This is a genomic window from Blautia sp. KLE_1732_HM_1032 (genome assembly GCF_025147905.1).
Taxonomy (GTDB): Bacteria; Bacillota; Clostridia; order Lachnospirales; family Lachnospiraceae; genus Blautia_A; species Blautia_A fusiformis.
In genome coordinates this window covers 1,308,637-1,330,175 of record NZ_CP102266.1, presented here as the reverse complement: position 1 = coordinate 1,330,175, position 21,539 = coordinate 1,308,637, and the positions used below count along the sequence as shown (strand labels likewise).

Annotated in this window: 17 protein-coding genes, 1 tRNA gene and 1 pseudogene; 3 read left to right on the top strand and 16 right to left on the bottom strand. The window is 45.6% G+C overall.

What is annotated here, in order from left to right; genetic code table 11:
* Window positions 1-26: 26 nt before the first annotated feature.
* The 11 genes and pseudogenes from rimP to NQ489_RS06275 all read right to left on the bottom strand — a co-directional run bounded on the left by rimP (window position 27) and on the right by NQ489_RS06275 (window position 11,575).
* Complete coding sequence (gene rimP / locus NQ489_RS06325; protein WP_021650312.1) at window positions 27-491, bottom strand: ribosome maturation factor RimP; 465 nt, start codon at window positions 489-491, stop codon at window positions 27-29.
* Between the two features lie 171 nt (window positions 492-662).
* Window positions 663-1,103: a hypothetical protein gene (locus tag NQ489_RS06320; protein WP_021650313.1), complete on the bottom strand. Its 441-nt coding sequence runs from the start codon at window positions 1,101-1,103 to the stop codon at window positions 663-665.
* Window positions 1,087-1,554: a DUF3990 domain-containing protein gene (locus NQ489_RS06315; RefSeq protein ID WP_021650314.1), complete on the bottom strand. Its 468-nt coding sequence runs from the start codon at window positions 1,552-1,554 to the stop codon at window positions 1,087-1,089. Before NQ489_RS06315 ends, NQ489_RS06320 begins: the two co-directional genes overlap by 17 nt.
* 106 nt (window positions 1,555-1,660) lie before the next feature.
* Window positions 1,661-1,831, bottom strand: a pseudogene (locus NQ489_RS17810) (ABC transporter ATP-binding protein); the annotation flags it as partial.
* 51 nt (window positions 1,832-1,882) lie between these two features.
* On the bottom strand, window positions 1,883-2,599 hold the full coding sequence (locus tag NQ489_RS06305) for a metal-dependent transcriptional regulator (RefSeq protein WP_021650316.1): 717 nt from the start codon (window positions 2,597-2,599) through the stop codon (window positions 1,883-1,885).
* Window positions 2,600-2,767: 168 nt separating this feature from the next.
* Window positions 2,768-3,178: an HI0074 family nucleotidyltransferase substrate-binding subunit gene (locus NQ489_RS06300; RefSeq protein WP_021650317.1), complete on the bottom strand. Its 411-nt coding sequence runs from the start codon at window positions 3,176-3,178 to the stop codon at window positions 2,768-2,770.
* A complete protein-coding gene (locus tag NQ489_RS06295) occupies window positions 3,165-3,455 on the bottom strand; it encodes a nucleotidyltransferase family protein (protein WP_021650318.1) in 291 nt (96 codons plus the stop codon). Before NQ489_RS06295 ends, NQ489_RS06300 begins: the two co-directional genes overlap by 14 nt.
* Window positions 3,456-3,529: 74 nt before the next feature.
* Window positions 3,530-5,776: a DNA gyrase/topoisomerase IV subunit A gene (locus tag NQ489_RS06290; protein WP_227945599.1), complete on the bottom strand. Its 2,247-nt coding sequence runs from the start codon at window positions 5,774-5,776 to the stop codon at window positions 3,530-3,532.
* Between the two features lie 15 nt (window positions 5,777-5,791).
* On the bottom strand, window positions 5,792-7,717 hold the full coding sequence (locus NQ489_RS06285) for a DNA gyrase/topoisomerase IV subunit B (RefSeq protein ID WP_021650321.1): 1,926 nt from the start codon (window positions 7,715-7,717) through the stop codon (window positions 5,792-5,794).
* 287 nt (window positions 7,718-8,004) lie between these two features.
* Entirely contained in the window at window positions 8,005-9,909 is a 1,905-nt protein-coding gene (locus NQ489_RS06280; protein ID WP_021650323.1) for a GGDEF domain-containing phosphodiesterase, read from the bottom strand.
* Complete coding sequence (locus tag NQ489_RS06275; RefSeq protein WP_021650324.1) at window positions 9,896-11,575, bottom strand: GGDEF domain-containing protein; 1,680 nt, start codon at window positions 11,573-11,575, stop codon at window positions 9,896-9,898. The genes NQ489_RS06280 and NQ489_RS06275 overlap by 14 nt, the downstream gene beginning before the upstream one ends.
* 213 nt (window positions 11,576-11,788) lie before the next feature.
* Between NQ489_RS06275 and NQ489_RS06270 the strand changes: the two genes are divergently transcribed.
* Window positions 11,789-11,860, top strand: a tRNA-Glu gene (locus tag NQ489_RS06270).
* 224 nt (window positions 11,861-12,084) lie between these two features.
* Entirely contained in the window at window positions 12,085-13,248 is a 1,164-nt protein-coding gene (locus NQ489_RS06265; RefSeq protein ID WP_021650325.1) for a ComEC/Rec2 family competence protein, read from the top strand.
* Window positions 13,249-13,375: 127 nt separating this feature from the next.
* On the opposite strand, the gene NQ489_RS06260 is transcribed toward NQ489_RS06265, so the two are convergent.
* From NQ489_RS06260 to NQ489_RS06240, 5 genes are read right to left on the bottom strand one after another with little or no spacing between them, the layout of a single operon-like run.
* Window positions 13,376-15,529 carry an RNA degradosome polyphosphate kinase gene (locus NQ489_RS06260; protein WP_021650326.1) on the bottom strand — a complete coding sequence of 718 codons (2,154 nt, stop codon included), beginning with the start codon at window positions 15,527-15,529 and terminating at the stop codon, window positions 13,376-13,378.
* Between the two features lie 16 nt (window positions 15,530-15,545).
* The gene (locus tag NQ489_RS06255) at window positions 15,546-17,081 is read right to left on the bottom strand and encodes a Ppx/GppA phosphatase family protein (RefSeq protein WP_021650327.1); all 1,536 of its coding nucleotides are present in this window, start codon (window positions 17,079-17,081) and stop codon (window positions 15,546-15,548) included.
* A 34-nt stretch (window positions 17,082-17,115) separates the two neighbouring features.
* Window positions 17,116-18,432 (bottom strand): ATP-binding protein, encoded by a 1,317-nt coding sequence (locus NQ489_RS06250; protein ID WP_044960616.1) that lies wholly within the window; start codon window positions 18,430-18,432, stop codon window positions 17,116-17,118.
* Window positions 18,433-18,457: 25 nt separating this feature from the next.
* The gene (gene pheA / locus NQ489_RS06245) at window positions 18,458-19,588 is read right to left on the bottom strand and encodes a prephenate dehydratase (protein ID WP_021650329.1); all 1,131 of its coding nucleotides are present in this window, start codon (window positions 19,586-19,588) and stop codon (window positions 18,458-18,460) included.
* Entirely contained in the window at window positions 19,585-20,883 is a 1,299-nt protein-coding gene (locus tag NQ489_RS06240; RefSeq protein ID WP_021650330.1) for a bifunctional folylpolyglutamate synthase/dihydrofolate synthase, read from the bottom strand. Before NQ489_RS06240 ends, pheA begins: the two co-directional genes overlap by 4 nt.
* A gap of 253 nt (window positions 20,884-21,136) precedes the next feature.
* Between NQ489_RS06240 and NQ489_RS06235 the strand changes: the two genes are divergently transcribed.
* Window positions 21,137-21,538, top strand: a complete 402-nt coding sequence (locus NQ489_RS06235) for a putative ABC transporter permease (RefSeq protein ID WP_044960605.1) — start codon at window positions 21,137-21,139, stop codon at window positions 21,536-21,538.
* The last annotated feature ends 1 nt before the right edge of the window (window position 21,539 follow it).

Genomic DNA, 21,539 nt, shown 5'->3' with positions numbered 1-21,539 from the left:
CTGAATTTTACAGATTCGATTCTCTTTTAGAATTCGATTGCGAGACGAATCAGGGCAATATCTTTTTTATCAAAGGTACGTTCTGTGCCGTCTTCATCAATTGTCACACTGTTACTATCATATGCATTTAAAATACCGCAGAATTCTTTCTGTTTCTCAATGGGCCGGTAGGTACGGATCTCCACCAGCTTGCCAAGGCTTCTCTTAAAGTCTTTTTCTTTTTTAAGAGGCCGGTCAAGTCCTGGAGAACTGATCTCCATAATGTAGCTGTCCTCGATGAAATCCTGCTCATCCAGTATATCGCTGAATGCACGGCTTACGTCCTCGCAGTCATTGACTGTGATTCCGCCCGGCTTGTCGATATAGCCTCTGAGATACCAGGTTCCGGCTTCCTTGACATACTCCACGTCTACCAGCTCAAAGCCCCTGGACTCCACGATTGGTGTAAGGATCGCCTCTGTCTTCTGTTCATATTCTTCCCGTCTGCTCATGCTTCCCACCTGCCTTTCCTATTTCTGCCTATTTCTGAACAAATTCCTTCTCAGCAAATAGGAGCGGGCTCTCGCCCACTCCTATGCCAACAAGTTCTTAGTTTCGTTCATTGTAACACCAATGTCTGTTAAATGCAAGTATTAATTGCGATTTGAATTTCTGTTTATCTTTTACAGGATTTCTCCCGCTTTATAGCATGCTGCTATATAATCTCTCGGCTGATAATAAAAATCTGTATTATAGTCCGAAATATGTGCATCAATCCAGGAATGATAAATATCCCATATTCCTTTTTCAATTTCCGCATCATCATATATGTCTTCTATTAATCGCTCATATACTTCTCCAATATCCCAGTAATCCGGAACCGTATATCTGCACATGGATACATTGTCAAATTTTCCTTCTGGAATATTGCATTGCTCCATAAACTCTGCTGCAACTTTTTGTATTGGCTCACAGTGAAATACATCCGCATAATCGTATATTCTCTTTATGTTTTCTCTGCCAAGATAATCTGTGATTTCCCGCCGATGTTGTTTTCTGTTTCGTCCTATATACTCAATCAGGCTACAGGTAAAAAATAAATTGTTATTATTTTTTTTCGCCATATACGACCTCACTTCCTGCAAATTCCAAAGTATCCAATGCCGAAACTGTATGAAAACTGATCTGATGTGTGGGGTACTTAAATTTTACCAGTTCCCAGAAAGCAGATCTTGAGATCTTACCATCCAGATAGTTTTGCAGGTAATTGTAGATCGTATCATCTGCCATCGGTCCTTCCACAATATCATACTGATGTGCTTGTCCACTTCGACAGGAAATAATAAAGTCCAGCCATTCTTCTGTCATTTTCTCAAATCTAAGAATTTTTAATTCTGTATTTTCTATATACTCGTACCTGTTAATGTATCCCTTTTCTCCATACCTTGTCGCCCACCGTTCTGCCTGTTTTTCGATGTTCGTACAATAGAAGCCAAAGTAGAAATCTTTGTTAAATCGAGCTTTTCTGATTTCCGGATACTCTACTATATCTTTACTTCCATGATATAAAGTCATATGCACTCCTTTTCAGATTGGACTTAACACAATAGTTTCCTGGAGCTATTATAACAAATGTGTATCGAAAATCGCAATATATTTTACTCTCACAAGAGCATCTATATCACGACACTCTCCCATTCTCCATCTCATACACCACATCCGCTACTTTCATCGTAGAAGTTCTGTGTGACACCAGCACGACGGTACGGTTGGCTTTATCTTCCTTCAGGGATTTCAGGATGATGCCTTCGTTCAGGGAATCCAGATTGGAGGTTGGCTCGTCCAGAAGAAGGCTACCAGCGCGGTTCCTTCCACTACGGGGTCCTGATGCCGGATAAAGTATTCAAAAACGCCGGTTGGGATCCGGGGATTTCCGTTTTCTTCTTCGGCTTTTACTCAGCCGGTTTCTGGGTCCACATACCAAAGAACAGTTTTTTTCCTCCGGTGCTGTGCAGAACAGTTCAAAATAGCTGTCCTCTTTTTTTACATGAAGGCGGATCTGTTCTTTATAATTCTTAAATTCACCGGCCAGTCTTCTTGGACAGGTTTTTTCCATGTAGTAGATTCCCATGAGAAAGGAGTATTCCCTCGGCTCATAGCGGTATCTGAGGTCTGTGTTCCGAAGAGCATGCTCAAAGGTGCTTCCGTAATTTACGAAATTGCAGATCTGCTGCACGGTCTCATCGCTTACCACGTGCTCCATGCGGCAGGCATCTTCTTCTGCAATGCGGCTTTCTACTCCTACATATTCCAGAAGCTGGGTGAAGTTTTCATGGCGGTGGCGGCATTCCTCGCCCCGGATCCGTCCCAGCTCTGTGAGGCAGACGCAGATGTTTTTTTCTTCGATTTTTACGTAGCCCTGGGCTGTCAACTGTTTCAGACAGGCCAGAACCTCCCGTCTGCTCATCTTCATCCGCCCGCAAATCTCGGAGATTCCGATCAGGGCGTCCTTTTTTGCAAGAGAGCAAAGCTCCTCCAGCATGTCTTCCTCGATTTCTCTTTTGGATAAGGGTATGCTGTGGCCCAGCTCTTCTGTGGATTCATATGTTATTTTTGTCATTGTTTTTTTCTGAACCTGTTTTATATTTGCGGCTGTGTTAGTTCAGTCTAATTTATTATAAAAGATGGCTCATATTTCTGTCAAGAGGGCAAAAAAATCCCCACCGGTCGGGTTAATTGTACCTGATCGGTGGGAAGTATATATTCTGTAAAATTGTATTCTCTTTATTTACGTCCAGTCGCTCTCCGCTTCTGCCAGCTTCTCCCTCAATGTTTTCTCAAGAGCCACAAAAGCCGGAATAAAGCTGTCGCGGATGAGCAGGATCATCTCATCTACTTCCTGCTCATTATATATATGGACAGATGTGTTACGCTTTTTCAGCATGAGCAGCCACACTGCTGAGTCGTTTACGAAGCCCAGCTTATAGCCAAGCTGCAGGATTTCTCTCGGTGAACCGGTGTCTACTCCTTCTGCCCCGTGGAGTCGCAGGATCTCCTGAAGAGCTTTCCAGGCAAGCTCGAAAGTCAGGTTGAACTGTCCGATCACGCCGGTTCTGTAAATATCGTTGTTATCCGCAAGTTTGAAATCTGCATTTCTTAATATAGTAAGACAATTAGAAAAATTATCAAGCTTTTTCATAGATCACAACTCCATCCTTTTTAATTTCTTTTTTGAGTTCTTCGGAAATTGAAGCATCTGCATTAATTACATCAAACATCAGAAGTGAATGGATATTTTCTTTGATATCCCAGTAAAAGGAATCAAAATCTCCTCCATATACAGCAATATCTACATCACTTCTTTCTGTATTGTTTCCTCTTGCACGGGACCCAAAGAGGATGATCTTTCTGACAGAATGTTTTGTGGCAAATGAAAATAGTTCTCTTATAACTCTTTCCGGAAGATCATATCGCATTTTTAACGCCTCCCATTTTCATATAACCCTATCATATCCTATCTGCCAGTTATCCGCAATCCTCTTCGCGTCTTTTATACCCTCGGCTTCACACCCTTCGTATCTCTCTTAGCCAGCTTAACTTTATTCAGCACATACGGCTTATCATGATATTCAATGGCATATTCCTGGCGGCTTTCCAGGAGATAGGCGTGGTGGATGCGGTCTTCGCCGGTAAGCTTCATGCCTCGGACACCCAGGGCGTTTTTCTTGGTGACGGAGATCTCGGTTTTCATGATACGGAGGAAGTAACCTTTCTCAGACTGGAACACAACCTGATCCATCTCATCCGCTGCTCCTACGAATACAAGGCGGTCATCCTCTGCAAGCTTGGTGGAAACAATGGTGCGTTTGGAAGCACGGAACTCGTCACCTTTTACCAGCTTGCACATACCGTTCTCTGTAACAAAAAGTACTGTGGAGGCTGCTACCTGACTCAGCGGTGCCACATAGAGGATCTGCTCGGAAGTACTGTCATAATTACCCAGATTATCTGCAGGAACACCCTTGTCACGAAAACGTACCAGCGGGATATCCTCTGCCTTCACGGTGTGGAGCTTGCCGGTATCTGTAAAGATACAGATCTTGTCCGTATTCATGCAGGTAAAGACATAGCGGCTCTCTGCATGAGCGGCATCCTTATTACGCTCGTAGGCATTCTTGTCAATGAGACGCATATATCCGAAACGATCCATCAGGAAGCAGACTTCGGTCTCTTCCATCTTCTTCTCCTCATAAACAGCTTCCTCGGCGTTTTCAATGGAAGTCTTACGCTTACTGCCGTATTCCTTCTTGATCTGATCCAGTTCACCCATGATCACTGCTGCCATGGAGTCATAATTATTCAGGATATCCTCATAAGCAGCAATGTTCTTCATGGTTTCCTCATGCTCCTTCATCAGAGCATCGATTTCCAGACCGATCAGCTTGTAAAGACGCATGTCCAGGATAGCTGTGGCCTGTTTCTCTGTGAATTTCAAGGATTTTGCCGCTTTTTCGGATGTCTTGGTCTTGAATTTAATCCCTTCTGTGATACCATCGGTCAAGCATTTCTTTACCTGGTCACGGCTCTTGCTGCCACGGAGGATCTCGATGATCAGATCAATGACATCGCAGGCTTTGATAAGACCTTCCTGGATCTCCCGTTTCTCCTGTTCCTTGGCAAGAAGGGTTGTATATTTTCTGGAATTTACTTCAAATACAAAGTCCACATGGTGAGCAATGATCTGCTTCAGTCCCAGTGTTTCCGGTCTTCCGTCTGCAACTGCCAGCATGTTGACACCGAAGGTATCCTCCAGTCGGGTCTTCTTATAGAGCATGTTGGTAAGGTTCTCCACGTCTGCATCGCGCTTCAGTTCCAGAACGATACGGATTCCCTCCTTGGAAGACTGGTTGGAAATATCCACGATATCTGTGGTCTTCTTGGTCTCTACCAGGGTTGCGATATCATTAAGGAATTTTCCGATGTTTGCACCGATCATGGTGTAAGGAATCTCTGTGATCACCAACTGCTGGCGGCCGCCCTTCAGCTTCTCTATTTCCACCCGTCCACGGATACGGAGCTTGCCTGTTCCGGATTCATAGATCTTTACAAGGTCGTCCTTATTTACTACGATACCACCTGTCGGAAAATCCGGGCCCTTGAGATAACGCATCAGCCCACGGGTGCTGATATCATTATTCTTCATGTATGCCTTCACAGCATCCACCACTTCGCCCAGGTTATGCGGCGGGATGCTGGTAGCCATACCAACGGCTATTCCATCTGCTCCGTTTACAAGGAGGTTTGGAATACGCACCGGAAGCACTACTGGCTCCTTCTCTGTTTCATCGAAGTTCGGCATAAAGTCCACAACGTTCTTATCCAGATCTTCCAGAAAAACCTCCTGGGTCAGCTTCTCAAGACGTGCCTCTGTGTATCGCATGGCTGCGGCTCCGTCTCCCTCAATGGAACCAAAGTTTCCATGTCCGTCAACCAGTGTACGACCTTTCTTAAATTCCTGCGCCATGACTACAAGAGCATCATAAATAGAACTGTCACCGTGAGGATGATATTTACCCATGGTATCTCCTACGATACGGGCACATTTACGGTACGGGCGGTCGTAACGGATGCCCAGCTCATACATATCGTAAAGGGTCCGGCGCTGTACCGGCTTCAGTCCGTCACGTACATCCGGCAGCGCTCTGGAAATGATAACGCTCATGGCGTAATCGATATATGATTTCTGCATGATCTCCGCATAATCGGTGCGGATGATATTGTCCTGTTTCGTATTCATAGTTTATTCTCCCAATCAAATATCCAGCTCTGCATCTGTTGCATGCTCATAGATAAAGGCCTTACGTGGCGGAACATCGCTTCCCATCAGGATCTCTGTCACATCGGAGGCCATGCGGGCATCTTCGATCTCCACACGCTTCATCATTCTTGTCTCAGGGTTCAGGGTAGTCTCCCAGAGCTGCTGGGCGTCCATCTCACCGAGACCTTTGTATCTCTGGAGCGTGAAGCTTCCCGGTTTATGGCTCTTACGGTATTTCTCAAGAGCCTTGTCATCGTAGAGATATTCCTCCTGCCCCTTCTTCGGCATTACCTTATAAAGAGGTGGCATGGCAATATACACATGTCCCTCATAGATAAGCTCCGGCATAAAACGGTAAAACAAGGTCAGAAGCAGAGTAGAGATATGAGCACCATCCACATCCGCATCGGCCATGATCACGATCTTGTCATAACGAAGCTTCGTGATATCAAAATCATTTCCGTAGCCTTCGGAAAAGCCGCAGCCAAAGGCATTGATCATAGTCTTGATCTCTGCGTTGGCCAGCACCTTGTCGATGGTAGCCTTCTCTACGTTGAGGATCTTACCGCGGATCGGAAGGATTGCCTGATAGTTACGATCTCTGGCTGTCTTGGCCGAACCGCCGGCGGAATCTCCCTCTACGATAAAGATCTCACACAGTGACGGATCCTTTTTCTCACAGTTGGCCAGCTTGCCGTTGGAATCAAAAGAGTATTTCTGTTTGGTGAGAAGGTTTGTCTTGGCACGCTCCTCGGTCTTACGGATCTTGGCCGCCTTTTCCGCACAGGAAAGGACGATCTTCAGTGTTTCCAGATTTCGGTCAAAAAACAGTACCAGCTGTTCTCCTGCTACCTTGCCGGTGGCTCTGGATGCGTCCTGGTTATCCAGCTTGGTCTTGGTCTGTCCCTCAAAGCGGGGTGCCGGATGTTTGATGGAGACTACAGCAGTCATTCCGTTTCGGATATCTGCACCTGTAAAATTGGGGTCTTTATCCTTCAGTACACCGATCTCACGTGCGTAGGTGTTCATTACCGTTGTGAAGGTAGTCTTAAATCCGGTCAGATGAGTTCCTCCCTCTGCATTGTAGATATTATTGCAGAATCCGAGAACGTTCTCACGGAACTCATTGGTAAACTGAAAAGCAACCTCCACCTGGATCCCGTCTGCCTCTCCTTTAAAATAAACCGGATCATGGAGAGGCTGTGCATTCTTGTTAAGGTCACGGATAAAGCCTACGATCCCCTCCGGCTCATGATACTCGATATCCTCAGGAGCGTCCCCTCTTCGATCCTCAAAATGGATGGTAAGCTCCGGATTCAGATAGGCAGTCTCATGAAGACGGCTCTTTACATCCGCTGCTCCAAATCTTGTTTTCTCAAAAATCTCCGGATCCGGAAGGAAATTCACACAGGTTCCGGTACCTCTGGTCTTCCCTAATTTGGGGAGCAGTCCTGCTTCCAGTTCAATGGTAGGGATTCCTCTCTCATAGTGGTCATGATGTATATAACCATCACGACTGATCTTAATATCCAAATACGTAGATAATGCGTTCACTACGGAAGACCCTACACCATGAAGTCCGCCGCTTGTCTTATATGCGGAATTGTCAAACTTACCGCCTGCATGAAGGGTTGTAAAAACAAGACGCTCCGCAGATATTCCCTTGGCATGCATATCCACCGGGATCCCTCGTCCATTATCCTCTACTGTACAGGAACCGTCCTTCTCAAGAACTACATGGATACGGCTGCAGTACCCTGCAAGGTGCTCATCCACCGCATTGTCTACGATCTCATATATCAGATGGTTCAGTCCCTTTCTGGATACGCTTCCGATGTACATACCGGGGCGCTTTCGCACGGCCTCGAGGCCCTCCAGGACAGAGATACTGCCCGCATCATAAGTGTCTTTTTTTGCCATTCCACTGATTCCTTTCTTTTTTATACTCGAACATTTGTTTGTATTATACTCAAAATATATGTACTTGTAAAGTCCACATGATCATCTTTTCTCTGCAATTTTTCCAAAAGATACGCGTGGCAGTTCAAGGAACCGATCTTCCGAAAAATCGCTTTCTTCAGCCGCCACAGCCTATCTATTCTATCAAAAGTATCTGTAAACTTCAAGCAATTTGTGTCTGCCAGAATACAATAGGCGGAAAACCCTGCTTTTTATAAAAGCATGTTTTCCGCCTGTTTCTGATCATTTCAGGAAATTTTTTCCAGAATCTTTTCCTCGCACAGGGGCCTGGAAAAATAATATCCCTGTATCATATCTACACCCCATTTTTCCAGAAGCTTTACCTCCTTTTCGGTCTCAGCGCCTTCTGCGATCACCTTATATCCCATATGCTGCAGGATCATGACAATGCTGCGATAAAAGGTCGCCGTCTGAGGATCGCTGCTGACCCCGGACAAAAGAGAACGGTCCATTTTTACTGCTGAAAACGGAATTCGAAGAACTGCGTTCAGATTTGCATAACCGGAACCAAAATCATCCAGGCACATGTGGATCCCCACTTCTGCAAAATCATCAATGGCTGTGCAGAAGCTTTCGCTGTATTCGGTTGCCACGTTTTCCGTGATCTCAAACTGAAAATATCCCGGATCTAATCCATACCCCTGTATGATCCCGATAAGCACATGGCTGTATCCGGGTTTCATCAGTTCGGAAGGAGAAAGATTGAATTTCACATTCCGGATCTTCTTCATGATATATTCATGTTCTTTTATAAAACGGCAGACCTTGTGAAGCTGAAGACATCCCACTGCAGAGATCATTCCCTGTTTTTCCGCAATCCCGATAAACACATCCGGCGGGATCATTCCCAGAACAGGATGTTTCAGCCGACTCAGTGCCTCCAGAGTAATAAAATCCTGGTTTTTTATAGAATATACCGGCTGATAATATACTTCAAACAGATCCTCTTTCACAGCCTTCTGAAGAAAATGCTCCACTTCCTGCTCATAGCGGAAGCCCTCCAGGATCTTGCTGTCCGACTGGATCAGGACCGTATCCTGACGGTTCTGTATCAGAGAGATCATATATTCAATATAAGAAAGAATACTATCCTCTTTTTCCAGTTTTTCCGCATTCATGATCCCGCAGATCGCAGCATGGAACGACACCTTTTCGTTTTCGATAAAAAACGGCTTTTTCAGAAATTCTTCTATGCCATCTCTGGCTTTTTCATAATCTGTCAGCGAGTCCAGCACTGCCAGAAAGCAATTGCCTGTGATACGAAAGATCTGCACTGAATCCGTGATCTCCCGAAATCCCTTCGCCGCCCGGATCAGCAGCTGATCTCCCACTCTGGTACCGTAGATCCGGTTGATCTGCTTCATATTGCGGGCATCCACAGCAAGCAGATGAAAGCTTTCTTTTCGATAGAGCTTTTCTCCGATCCATTTGTCAAAATACTGTTTGTCAAATAAACCTGTCATACTGTCCGTATATTCACCTGGATTGTTCATAGTAAGATAGATCAGCCAAAGTCCTACAGAAAGTCCGAAGCCGGTAAGCAGTATTCTTTCCGCAGCAATCTGGAGAAACAGGCAGGCTGCTTCGATAAACCAAAATCTCCATATGGTGCGCCGTATTTCTTTTTCTGCTGTTTTTCCATAAAGTAACATAAATGCAACGATCACCAGCATAAAAAAGAATACATATCCATAGAGCAGAAAATGAAAACTTCCCCGGATAAATCTACCTTCCTGGTCAAAATAAAAAAGCCATCCCGTCCGTAAGTTTGCTGTAACTGCCAGCAGCATTGCAGCCGGCAGGACCACCCAGCCGGTTTTCAGCCATTTATATTTCTCCTTCTGTCTTCCGGTGATGATCCGAATGTAGCAGAAAAGCCCGTAGGTAAGTATGACATCACAGAAATAATAGAGCGTCAGGACCAGCGCTGACATTCTGCAACCTTCGCTGCTGCCGCCTCCCGCGATCACCGCACTCAGCATATCCAGCAGCACGTAAACGCCGCTGAAAGCCAGAAAACATACAAAATTCCTGTTTTCCGCATTGTTCAGTCTTTTATGAGAAAAATAATGTATCGCGATCATCGTCACCAAAACAAGGGATGTGATCTGAAAACAGTTAATATACTCCATTTTTCAAATCCCCCTTCTTTTTGTTCTCATAAAGCTTCCTGTCTGCCTCATATTTCCATTCTCCCATGGATTTCAGAGAGCCATCCTTATTTCGCAGATGGCTGCATCCCAGGGACAACGAAAAACGATGTCTGCATCCTCTCCCGATATTCCGGAGTTCTTCTTTCAGGCGTTCCGACCAGAATTCGTCCGGTACTTCCGGATCATAGACCAGAACCGCAAATTCATCCCCGCCGATGCGGTAGCAGGTTCCTTTTTCCTGGAAAACGTTCTCCACACATCTGGCCGAGATCACCACCATCTCGTCTCCTGCAGCCCGTCCGTATTCTTCGTTGATCACGCGAAGCTGATCGATATCGATATACATAAGAAGGATATCCCGGTATCTGCCCATATCTGCGGAAATACTTTCCAGTTTTTTCTCAAAATTGGCTCTCGTCTCAAGTCCTGTCATCCCATCCTCTCTGGACAGTCGTTCGTAAGCCTGGGATTCCAGACGGTAACGGACGTTGTCTGCCATCATCATGACTGCGTCTGCAATGACCAGCACAAGAAACACAAGATTTCCCAATTCAAAAATGGATCCATAGTAGGAAATCTCGAACAGCCAGTACAGGATCAGCGCTATGATACCGCTTGCTCCCACGATGATATATGCAATGAGAAGCAGATGTATCTCACGCTGTTTATGCTTCCGGTACTCCCGGATCAGAAGTACCGCTGATATCAGAACCCACACAAACAGCAGGATATGTGTTACAAACAGCATATCCTTAAATTCAAAGGCTCCCAGGATCACCAGAACTCCCTGTAAAACAGCATTCAGATAAAATGTAAAGATTCCAAGATCCAGGAGCCTGTATTTTTTCATGTTTCCGATATTCTGCAAAAAACGCAGCATCGGAACTGCCAGCAGCATGAACATATAAAAAGAAATGAGACATAATACTTCGGGGCATCTGCTGTAACTTTGTGCCAGTGATGAGTCCGTCACCAGCCAGATACTGCACATCATAAGGAACAGTGCCACATCCCGGAACCGTCTGTCCGGCATCTGCCTTATTCTCATATAGATGCAGATGCACAGGGCGATCATACTTAATACGATCATGATCGTTGCCGCCCCTAAAGGAATGGCTGCTTTTCTGATCTGATACCAGGCTATTGCACTTCCGGTTCCTATGCATACCGGCTCTATAACATATTTTCCTCTCTGAGGCGCAGAATAGCTGAACGTCAGGACTTTTCCCTCTGTGTCATTACCCAGAGCGGCGATGCACTGCACCTTGGAACGCATCTGCACATTTTTGGAAAACATGGCCTCCTTATATTCATACAGGATCTTTCCATTCAGGCGTATCACCAGATCGTACTGGGCTCCTGTAGAAACCACGGTCATTCCTCTGCTTTCCGCTCCCAGACTTTCATTGTACAGGATCAGCTTTTCACCTGTTTTTGCCGGAATTTCCGCAGGCAGGGTGATCTCCTGTTTTTTTCCGTCCTTTATGTAGTACCATCCTTTGTTAAGAAGCTGTACACTGTCCTGCTTCTGGATCAGCCCCCCTGTGTGGATCGCCGCAAAGATCGCGCCAAAAACCAGCAGTACCACAAAAAAAAGAAAGGATTCTCCCTTCCATATCAAATTTTTCTTTTTTCTGTAATCCATACTCTTCCTCTTTATATTTTTTTATTCCATTTCGTTTTGTATCTATCATATCATCAATCGATTTTTCCGTCAAAAAAATTGTCAAAAAACAGGGTGAAAATTTTTTTCAAAAAAAGAAAAAAAGTGCTTGCATTTTGTAAGAAAGTATTATATACTAACGAAGTCGGTTGCGGGAAACAACAGAAATCAAGAGCAAACGACACAAATGAATATGGCCAGTTGGTCAAGGGGTTAAGACGCCGCCCTCTCACGGCGGAAACACGGGTTCGATTCCCGTACTGGCTATCAACTAAAAGCAGTTAGGATTTTTATTCTGACTGCTTTTTTGTGATTGTTATACTTCACTTTTTCCTGTTATCGCTATCAAACGTTGCTCTGAACATTGCATATAAAAATTTCGTTCTTCCTGTTTATCTGTTTTCTGTATTTTCACATATATTATTTTGCATTTCTTTCTCTTCTGTTTTATAATTTCCCCTGAAAATACTTAAGATAAGGGGTGACTTCTCATGCATCACAAACATTCTTTTCGCAGAAAGCTGCAGACATTTTTTCTTTCTCTGCTGCTTGTTCTGCTAACAGTCGCAGGAGTTCCCTCTGCTGCTTACACAGCCGAGGCTGCTTCTGCTGACACAACAATGGCTGTACACTTTCTGGATGTAGGGCAGGGGCTTTCAATCCTGGTCCAGTCACAGGGGCAGAATCTCCTGTATGACGGCGGTGACCGAGGACATTCCAGTTTCGTGGTTTCCTATCTGCAGAAACAGAATATTTCCATCATTGACTATATGATCTCCTCCCATTATGACGAGGACCATGTGGCTGGTCTTGTAGGATGCCTGGACAGCTTTTCCGTAAAAAATGTGATCGGTGCAGATTATGTACAGGATACAAAGATCTATCAATCTTTTGAAAACAGTGTTGCCGCTCAGGGATTAACTGTGCAGCATCCGGAGCCCGGAACGGATTTTACTTTCGGAAGCGGGAAATTTACGGTGCTTTCTCCTCAATCGATCAGCAGCAACGATAACGACAATTCTGTTGCGATCCGGCTGGAAAACGGAAATAACCATTTTCTTTTTACTGGGGATGCAGAATCTGCCGGGGAGGAAGCGATCTGCAATCTGGGACTTGATCTTTCCTGCGATGTGATCGTTCCGGGACATCACGGTTCTGCCACTGCCACCACCTGGGATCTGCTCCAGCAGACTGTTCCGGAATATGCAGTGATCAGCTGCGGCGCCGGTAATTCCTACGGACATCCTCATAAGGATACCATGGATAAGCTTGCGGATATGGGAATACAGGTATTTCGTACTGATGAGCAGGGTACGGTGATCGCAGTCAGCGACGGAAGCAATATCCAGTGGAACCAGAGTCCCTGTAATGATTATTCTGCTGGAGATGAATCGGATACCGGCACACAGCCTTCCTCCGCTTATAAGGATTCCGGTGCGTCCGGCTATGGATCTTCTGATTCGGCTGCTGCAGATCCTCAGACCGGAGTGCAGGCCGATCCGGAGCCAGTGGGTGATATGGTCTGGATCTCCGCTACCGGAAGCAAGTACCACCGGATCCCTAACTGTGGAAATATGAATCCGGATAATGCCACAGAAATGACACGCTCCCAGGCTGAAGCTGCAGGGTATAAAGCCTGCAAGAAGTGTTATTAGAAACGCCCGCATGCTGTCAGGTTTTCTGAATATCATGCAGTATTAACATAATATGGATAATCTTTGAGAACATTATTTAAGGACAGCTGTATCATAAATTGATATGACAGGCTGTCCTTTTCTTTTACTATTTTATAATATCCTCCGCCGGTTCAGCCGGTACGAAAACTCTCTTCTTTTCTTTTTTCTCCTTTTTTGCTGCCTTTGCCCGCTCGGTAGCCTCCCTGCAGAATTCCATCTGGGAATTTATCAGCGTTTTGCCACGTTTGTCCTGCTTCTCATACAAACCGGAGGGCTGCAGGATATGTGCTTTTACATTGTCACGGAATTCCAGATCCAGCACATGCATGATCTCTTCCTTGATCCGCTCATCTTCCACAGGGAAAACAATCTCCACACGACGGTCAAGGTTACGTGGCATCCAGTCCGCACTTCCCATATAGATTTCATCGGAACCGCCATTGCGGAAATAGAAAATACGGCTGTGCTCCAGGAAATTACCGACGATCGAACGCACGTGGATATTTTCGCTGATACCCGGAATGCCCACCCTCAGGCAGCAGATGCCGCGGATCAGAAGATCGATCCTGACACCACAGGAAGAAGCATAATACAGCGCTGCAATGATCTCAGGGTCACACAGAGAATTCATCTTTGCCGCAATGTGAGCCTCTTCTCCCTTTTTCGCATGCTCCGCTTCTCTTTCGATCATTTTTACAAAACGGTCCTTCATCCAGATCGGTGCAACGATCAGGCGATTCCAGCGCTTCGGCTCGGAATATCCGGAAAGCATGTTGAACACAGCAGTTGCATCCTCTCCAAACCGTTCGTCACAGGTAAATATACCACAGTCTGTATAAAGCTTGGCTGTGGAATCGTTATAGTTTCCGGTTGCCAGATGCACATATCTGCGGATCCCGTTTTCTTCTCTTCTCACAACAAGAGTGATCTTACTGTGTGTTTTCAGACCCACCAGACCATAGATTACATGACAGCCTGCCTTTTCCAGCATTTTTGCCCAGACGATATTGTTTTCCTCATCAAAACGCGCTTTCAGCTCTACAAGAACAGAAACCTGCTTGCCGTTTTCTGCGGCTTGAGCAAGTGCCGCAATGATGGGTGAATTGCCGCTGACGCGATACAGGGTCTGCTTGATCGCCAGTACATCCGGGTCCTTTGCCGCCTGACGCACGAAATCCACCACCGGATCAAAGCTCATATACGGATGATGCAGGAACACATCACCCTCCCTGATCACCTGAAAAATATCTTTATCATTCTGAAATGCAGGCACTGCTGCCGGTTTGTATTTCGGTTCCTTGAACTGATCGTATCCGTCAATACCATAAACCTTCATCAGCATGGTCAGATCCAGAGGTCCGTTGATAAAAAAGATATCATCTCCATGAACCTGAAACTCCATTTTCAGAATATCCAGAAGCCGCGGATCCATCTTATCTTCCACTTCCAGGCGGATCACCTCTCCCCACTGGCGCTTTTTCAGCTGTTTCTGGATCTCAACCAGAAGATCCTCTGCCTCATCCTCGTCAATAGGAAGATCCGCATTACGCATGATCCTGTACGGATGGGCACAGATCACATCATAGCTTAAGAACAGCTTGTCGATGTTGCGCTCAATGATCTGTTCCAGAAGTGTTACGGTTGTATGGCCTTTTTTCTCAGATGGAATGATCACTACTCTCGGAAGTACAGAAGGCACCTGTACAGTGGCAAAATCAATCTCTTCTTTTCCTTTTTTGGTATCTTTTTTGGAAAGAAGTGCTCCGATATTCAACGTTTTATTACGGATCAGAGGAAACGGTCTGGAAGAATCCATTGCCATTGGTGTCAGGACCGGATATACATTATCTTCAAAATACTGATCCACAAATTCTTTCTGCTTCTCGGAAAATGCCTCGTGCTCAAAGATCACATGAAGTCCTGCTTTTTCAAGTGCAGGGACCAGAGACCGGTTTAATGTACTGTACTGTACGTGAACAAGATCATGTGTCTGCCGGCTGATGGCTTTCAGCTGTTCCTTGGCTGTCATTCCTGCAATATCTGTTTTTTTGTACCCTGCATGAACCTGATCCTTCAGGGATGCAACACGGACCATATAAAATTCATCCAGATTGGATGAGGTGATACTCAAAAATTTCAGTCTCTCAAACAGAGGTAGATTTTTGTCTCTGGCTTCACTGAGCACACGATCATCAAATTTGATCCAGCTCAGCTCTCTGTTTACAAAATATTCCGGTTTGTCAAATTCCTTAAATTTCATACAAAAACCTCCTCCGTTATCTTCTTCCCTTCCGTCTCATTACAAGCCGGATTCCAAACACCTCTTCAAAAAATTCTTTTTTATCTTTCAGAAGCCCCAGCTCCAGAGAAACATCCCTTGCGGAATCCACCACCAGGTAAAGGATCCTGTCTTTTAAGGTTACATTAAGCGCTTTTACCTTCTGGTAATGGCTTCTGTCCATAGCATTGGCCAAGCGGAGAATTGCGGTCAGCTTCGCAGTCAGGAGATAATTTTCCCTGCTCATGGATGTTTCACGGTTGATCTCTTTGTAGCAGCCGAATTCTCTGGTATTGTACCTCACCGCACTAGCGATCACCTGCCGCTCCTCTGTGGAAAGACCTATGATCTCCGTAGCCATGATGATCCGGTAAGAGCATTCTGCCACCTCACTCATACTGATATATTTTCCGCAGTCATGAAGAAGAACTGCGATCTGCAGAAGAAGCCGTTCACGTTTTCCCATGCCGTGGATCTTCCTTGTACTGTCAAAAATATCCAGTGCCACATCGGTAGTTCCTGCAATGTGGTTCTTTCCACTGGAATACCTTTTGGCAATGTTCCTGGATGCCACCAGGATATCATTTTCAAAATTGTGTACACTTTTCAGATATTTGTTTTTTTCCGCATAGTCATAGGCAATCCCGTCCAGAAGAGAAACACCCGGGATCCAGAGTGCTTCTGCCTGAAAGATTTCTATAAAATTTCGGATGATAACCATGTTCGGCACGATCAGAGACGCATATTCCGGTTCCAACTCCATGGATTCGGCAAGGTCATGATCGGACATGTTTACAATGGTCTCGTATTTCTTCAGGAATTCCTCCTTTGTGATGATATTCTCTCCGGATCTGTCCTGAAAGATCGTATCTGTGAGAAAATCTCCCATCAGGATCAGATTGGAGATTTCCTTGTCCTTAAGATAAAGACGTTGAAAGCTTATCAGATCATTTCGGATAAATTCCTCTATCAGCCGGTCATAATGTGGAGTTGTTTTCTCCAGTTCTTTCAGACGTTCGCGGATACGAAGACTTCCCATACGGATACTCTGGGTCAGCACCAGAGCATCTTTGTCAAAGAGAGAGATCTGCAGATTTCCTCCTCCGATATCCAGGATCGCCGTCCCCTTCTGAATAGCCTTTTTGAAGCCGGATTCAATGGCAGCAATGGATTTATATCCCAGAAAATGCTGTTCCGCATTACTCAGGATCTCTACCCGGATACCAGTTCTCTGATAGATCTGCTCCAGGATGATCACCGGATTTTCCAGCTCACGGAGAGAGCTTGTTGCACACGCACGCCAGCTTTCTACCCCAAATTCAGCCATCATGCGTTTAAAATCATTAAGGATCTCGCAGAGCTCATCCACAGTCTCCATCTCTAGCCGTCCTGCAGCATAAGTTCCACGGCCCAGCTCCAGCTGGTAACGGACATCATTGATCTCCCGGAAGCCGATCCGCTTTGACATTTCAAAGATCTTCATACTGACTTCATAGGAGCCTATATCAATTGCTGCAAAGGTTGTCACCGCCATAGTTTTTCATCCTTTCCCCCAATACACAGGTAAACTATTTCTTTTTTTCTTCCTCTGTTCCCACAATGTAATCAATAAACTGCTGCGCTGCACGTCCGGTCAGTCCGCCGTGAGAGATCTCCCACTGGTTAGCTTTCAGAAGCAGTTCCTCCTCCGGCATGGTAACTCCATAACGGGCTGCCAGTGTGCGGACGATCTCCTGGAACTGTTTTTTGTCCGGTTTGCCAAAGTAGATACGGACGCCAAAACGATATACTAGGGAAAGCTTCTCCTGCACGGTGTCGGAGGAATGCAGATCATTGTCATCTGCGATCTCCAGCTTATCTGTGGCACGCTCACGGACAAGATTACGCCGGTTGCTTGTGGCATAGATCAGGACATTGTCCGGTTTTTTCTCAAGACCGCCCTCGATCACGGCTTTCAGGTATTTATATTCGATCTCAAATTCCTCAAAGGAAAGATCATCCATATAAATGATAAAACGATAGTTACGGTTTTTGATCTGGGCGATGACTTCATTAAGATCCTGGAACTGATGCTTATAGGCCTCAATGATACGAAGTCCCTGATCATAATACTGGTTCAGGATTCCCTTGATACTGGAAGATTTACCGGTTCCCGCATCACCAAAGAGCAGACAGTTGTTCGCCTTTCTCCCCTGTACAAATGCCTCTGTATTATCAATGAGCTTTTTCTTGGCGATCTCATATCCTACCAGATCATCGATCTTCACATGTGCGATCCTTGTGATAGGCTGGATCTCCACCTTTCCCTCCTCATCGTGGCCGATACGGAATGCCTTATGGAGACCAAGCTTGCCAACACCGAAATCTTTATAGAAGGATACCATATCATCCATAAATTCTTCGGTTGTGGTGGCTGCTGCCAGGGTTTTGCTCATCTGACAGATACGGTCACGGATCCTGGTATTAAAGAGCTTGCTGTTCTCATCCGGTGTCTGGTAATCACAGATCACCCTGCAGCATACAGTTCCGAACACTTTATCAAAGACCGTGATGTCAAAATCATACAATTCCTTGAAAATCTGGAAATCATTTTTTGCCAGGTCGTTAATGCTGCCCTTGATCGCTCCTCGTATCTCGCTTGCCATACTGAAAGCGTTCTCATGATTTACCAGAAGGAAGGTAAGATATGTATGCCAGATATTTCCGGAAAAACCGTACATTCCTGCCAGCTCCACCAGCCCGTTGACACTTTTGAAAAACTGGTCTTCTCTTGCCTTGAGTGCTTCTTCATCTGCTTCATAAAGATTAATAAGTTCTGTCATATCGTCCAGTATCTCACCGTTTGAAAATCCACGGTAAAGGATACATTCCTGAATTCTTGCCAACATAATAATTTAGCTCCTCTGTCTCTTAATAATTTCCAAGAACACGGAGAACATTCGCCTCCGCCTCGATTCCTCTTAACGCATTCTCCACAGCGCTTTCGCCAAGTTTCCCTGTGAAATCCACGAAAAAACGGTATTCCCAGGATTTTCCCGGAATCGGACGGGATTCAATTTTGGTCATGTTCAGTCCGTTGTAGATAATATGTGAAAGCATGTTGTAAAGAGTTCCGCTTTCATGAGGCAGCTCAAAACAGATGCTGATCTTCCCGGCCTTTTCCTCGTATTCCGGTTTCCTGCTTACAATAATAAAACGTGTAGAGTTTGCTTTTTCTCTGCAGATATTTTCTGCAAGGACCTTCAGACCGAATACCTCACCAGCCTCACGGCTTGCGATAGCTGCCACGCCTTTGTCCCCCACCTCACTGACCTTTTTGGCCGCGCCTGCGGTGTTTTCCACTTCCTTCTTTTTCCAGGAAGGGTTTTCCTCCAGAAATGCCTTGCACTGGGCAAGCCCCTGAGGATGAGAGCAGACTTCCCTGATATCCCCTATCTGTGCATCCGGCATGCCCAGAAGCACATGATCCACACGGATGATCTGCTCGCCTACGATATACAGCTTGTACTCCATAAGAAGGTCATAGATATCAGCCACGATACCTGCAGTAGAATTCTCAATAGGAAGTACCGCATAATCGGCCTTGCCATGGGTTACATCCTCCATAGCTGTCCTCCATGTTTTTACATGGTAGCTTTCGATATTTTTCCCAAAGTACTGCCGCATAGCCGCATAGCTGTAGGCTCCCTCTACACCCTGAAACACAACCGTTGCGTTTTCAAGGGGAACATGCTTCACAGTTGTGAAATTGCGCTCTCCGTAAATCCCATGCTCTGTCAACAGCTGGTACTGTCTCTTACGGCTGATGGCCATGATCTGACGGAAAAGCTCCTGCACGCCGAGGCTGTTAAAGTCCCCGTGGGCCTTGTTTTTCAGCGTATGGATCTTCTGGCTCTCACGTGCCGGATCCAGTACCTGCTTACCAGTTTTTATTTTATATTCAGCGACTTCCTCACTCACCTTCATTCGTTTTTCAAAGAGACGTACGATCTCACTGTCGATCTCATCGATCTCGTCTCTGTATCTTTCCAAATCCGTCATTGGTTTCCTCCGTTATGTTTCCTGATAATTTCTGTAAGATCCCCCAGGAACGCCAGGGAACCAAAAGCAATGATCACATCCTCTTTTCCTGCCAGCTGATAGGCCTCTGCCACTGCGGCTTCGATGTTGTCAAAGGGCCTTACATCAGAATGAAATTCCCGCACCGCATCTGCCAGCTCCTGCGGGGTCAGAGCCCTGGGGTTATCCGGTGCCGCAATCGTCAGGATGGTATCTGCGTATTTTTCTGTTTTCCGGATGACCTTGCGGTAATCCTTGTCACGGAACATTCCCATGATGTAGATGATCCTTTTTCCCTTAAAATACCGTTCAATGGATGCAGCCAGCATGTCTGCCGCTGCAGGGTTATGAGCTCCATCAACCACAAAATCCGGTTCTGTCCCGAGAAGTGCAAATCTTCCCGGCCAGGTGGTACGTTTCAATCCATCCTGTCTCTGGACCAGTGTTGTGGGATATCCCTGTTCATTCAGGATTTCCAGTGCCCGGAGCGCTGCCACCGCATTTTCCTTCTGATAGGCACCTGCCAGGGATATTGTATATTTTTCTCCTTTATAAAGAAAGGTCTGGCCAGTTATGGATGCTTCCAGTACCTCTGCGCTGTCCCGGTCTGCTGCCTCGTATGGCACATTCTGTTCTGCGCATATTCTTCGTATGACCGCCTCTGCCTCCGGCTGCTGCTTTACAGTTACCATATGACTGTTCGGTTTAATGATGCCGGCCTTTTTTTCTGCTATCTCGCCCAGGGTATTTCCAAGAAATGCCGTATGATCCATACTGATGGATACCAGAATGGAAAGAACTGTAGTACTTATAATGTTGGTGGCATCCAGATCACCGCCCATACCAACTTCCATTAATACCAGATCGCATTTCTCATCCCGAAAATAAAGAAATGCGGCTGCAGTTTCAATTTCAAATACTGACGGATGCGGTTTTCCCTCTTTTACGATCTCATCGATCACCTCCGCGATCCTTGTCACATATGCTGCAAATTTCTCTCTGCTGACAGGTTCTCCGTTAACCTCCATCCTCTCTCTGTAGGAATAGACCGCCGGGGAAATATATCTTCCGACCCGGTAACCTGCACCTGATAAAGCGGAATACAGATATGCGATCACAGAACCCTTTCCGTTAGTTCCCGCTACATGAACATACTTCAGTTCATCCTGGGGATCTCCAAGCCGCCTCATCAGTTCTCTCATATTTTCCAGTCCCAGAACAATTCCCTTTTTCAATTCCGCAGCTCTGATGTAGGCACGACTTTCTTCATAATTCATCGTCTGTTTTCTCCTTCCGCATGTGTTGATGATCCATTACTGCTTTTTCACTTTGCAGTAATAATTTTGTTCATTATAACCCACGTGTATATTTTTTTCAAGGCAGGGAAGGCTATTAAAGACGCTTTTCCACGTTAAATATATTTAAAGTCCAGGCGGATATTCGCAGCCCCGCAGGGGACTTTCTTAATTCAGTTAAACTGACATTTTTCCGGAAAGCGCAGGATTTCTGCTGATGAGAAGGAGCTTTAAAATGCAAAAGAAGGATTTTTTTCTGTGCGGTTTTACAGGCTGGTGTCTGGAGATCTTATGGACAGGACTGCACTCTCTTGTCACCGGACATTTTACTATGATGGGCAAAACCTCTCTTCTGATGTTCCCTATTTACGGACTTGCAGCACTGATCCGTCCGGCTTACTACAAGCTTGCCCGCTTTCCGGTTATGGTACGGGGGATCATTTACAGCTGCGGGATTTTTTTCGTGGAATTTTTAAGCGGATCTTTTTTTCAGAAGCTTCACATCTGTCCCTGGGATTATTCTCATGTTCCGCTTCAGTATAAAGGAGTGATCCGGCTGGACTATGCTCCTCTGTGGTTTTTTACCGGTCTCTTTTTCGAATGGCTTCTTCGACAAAATCCTCGGAAAGTCTCTTGAA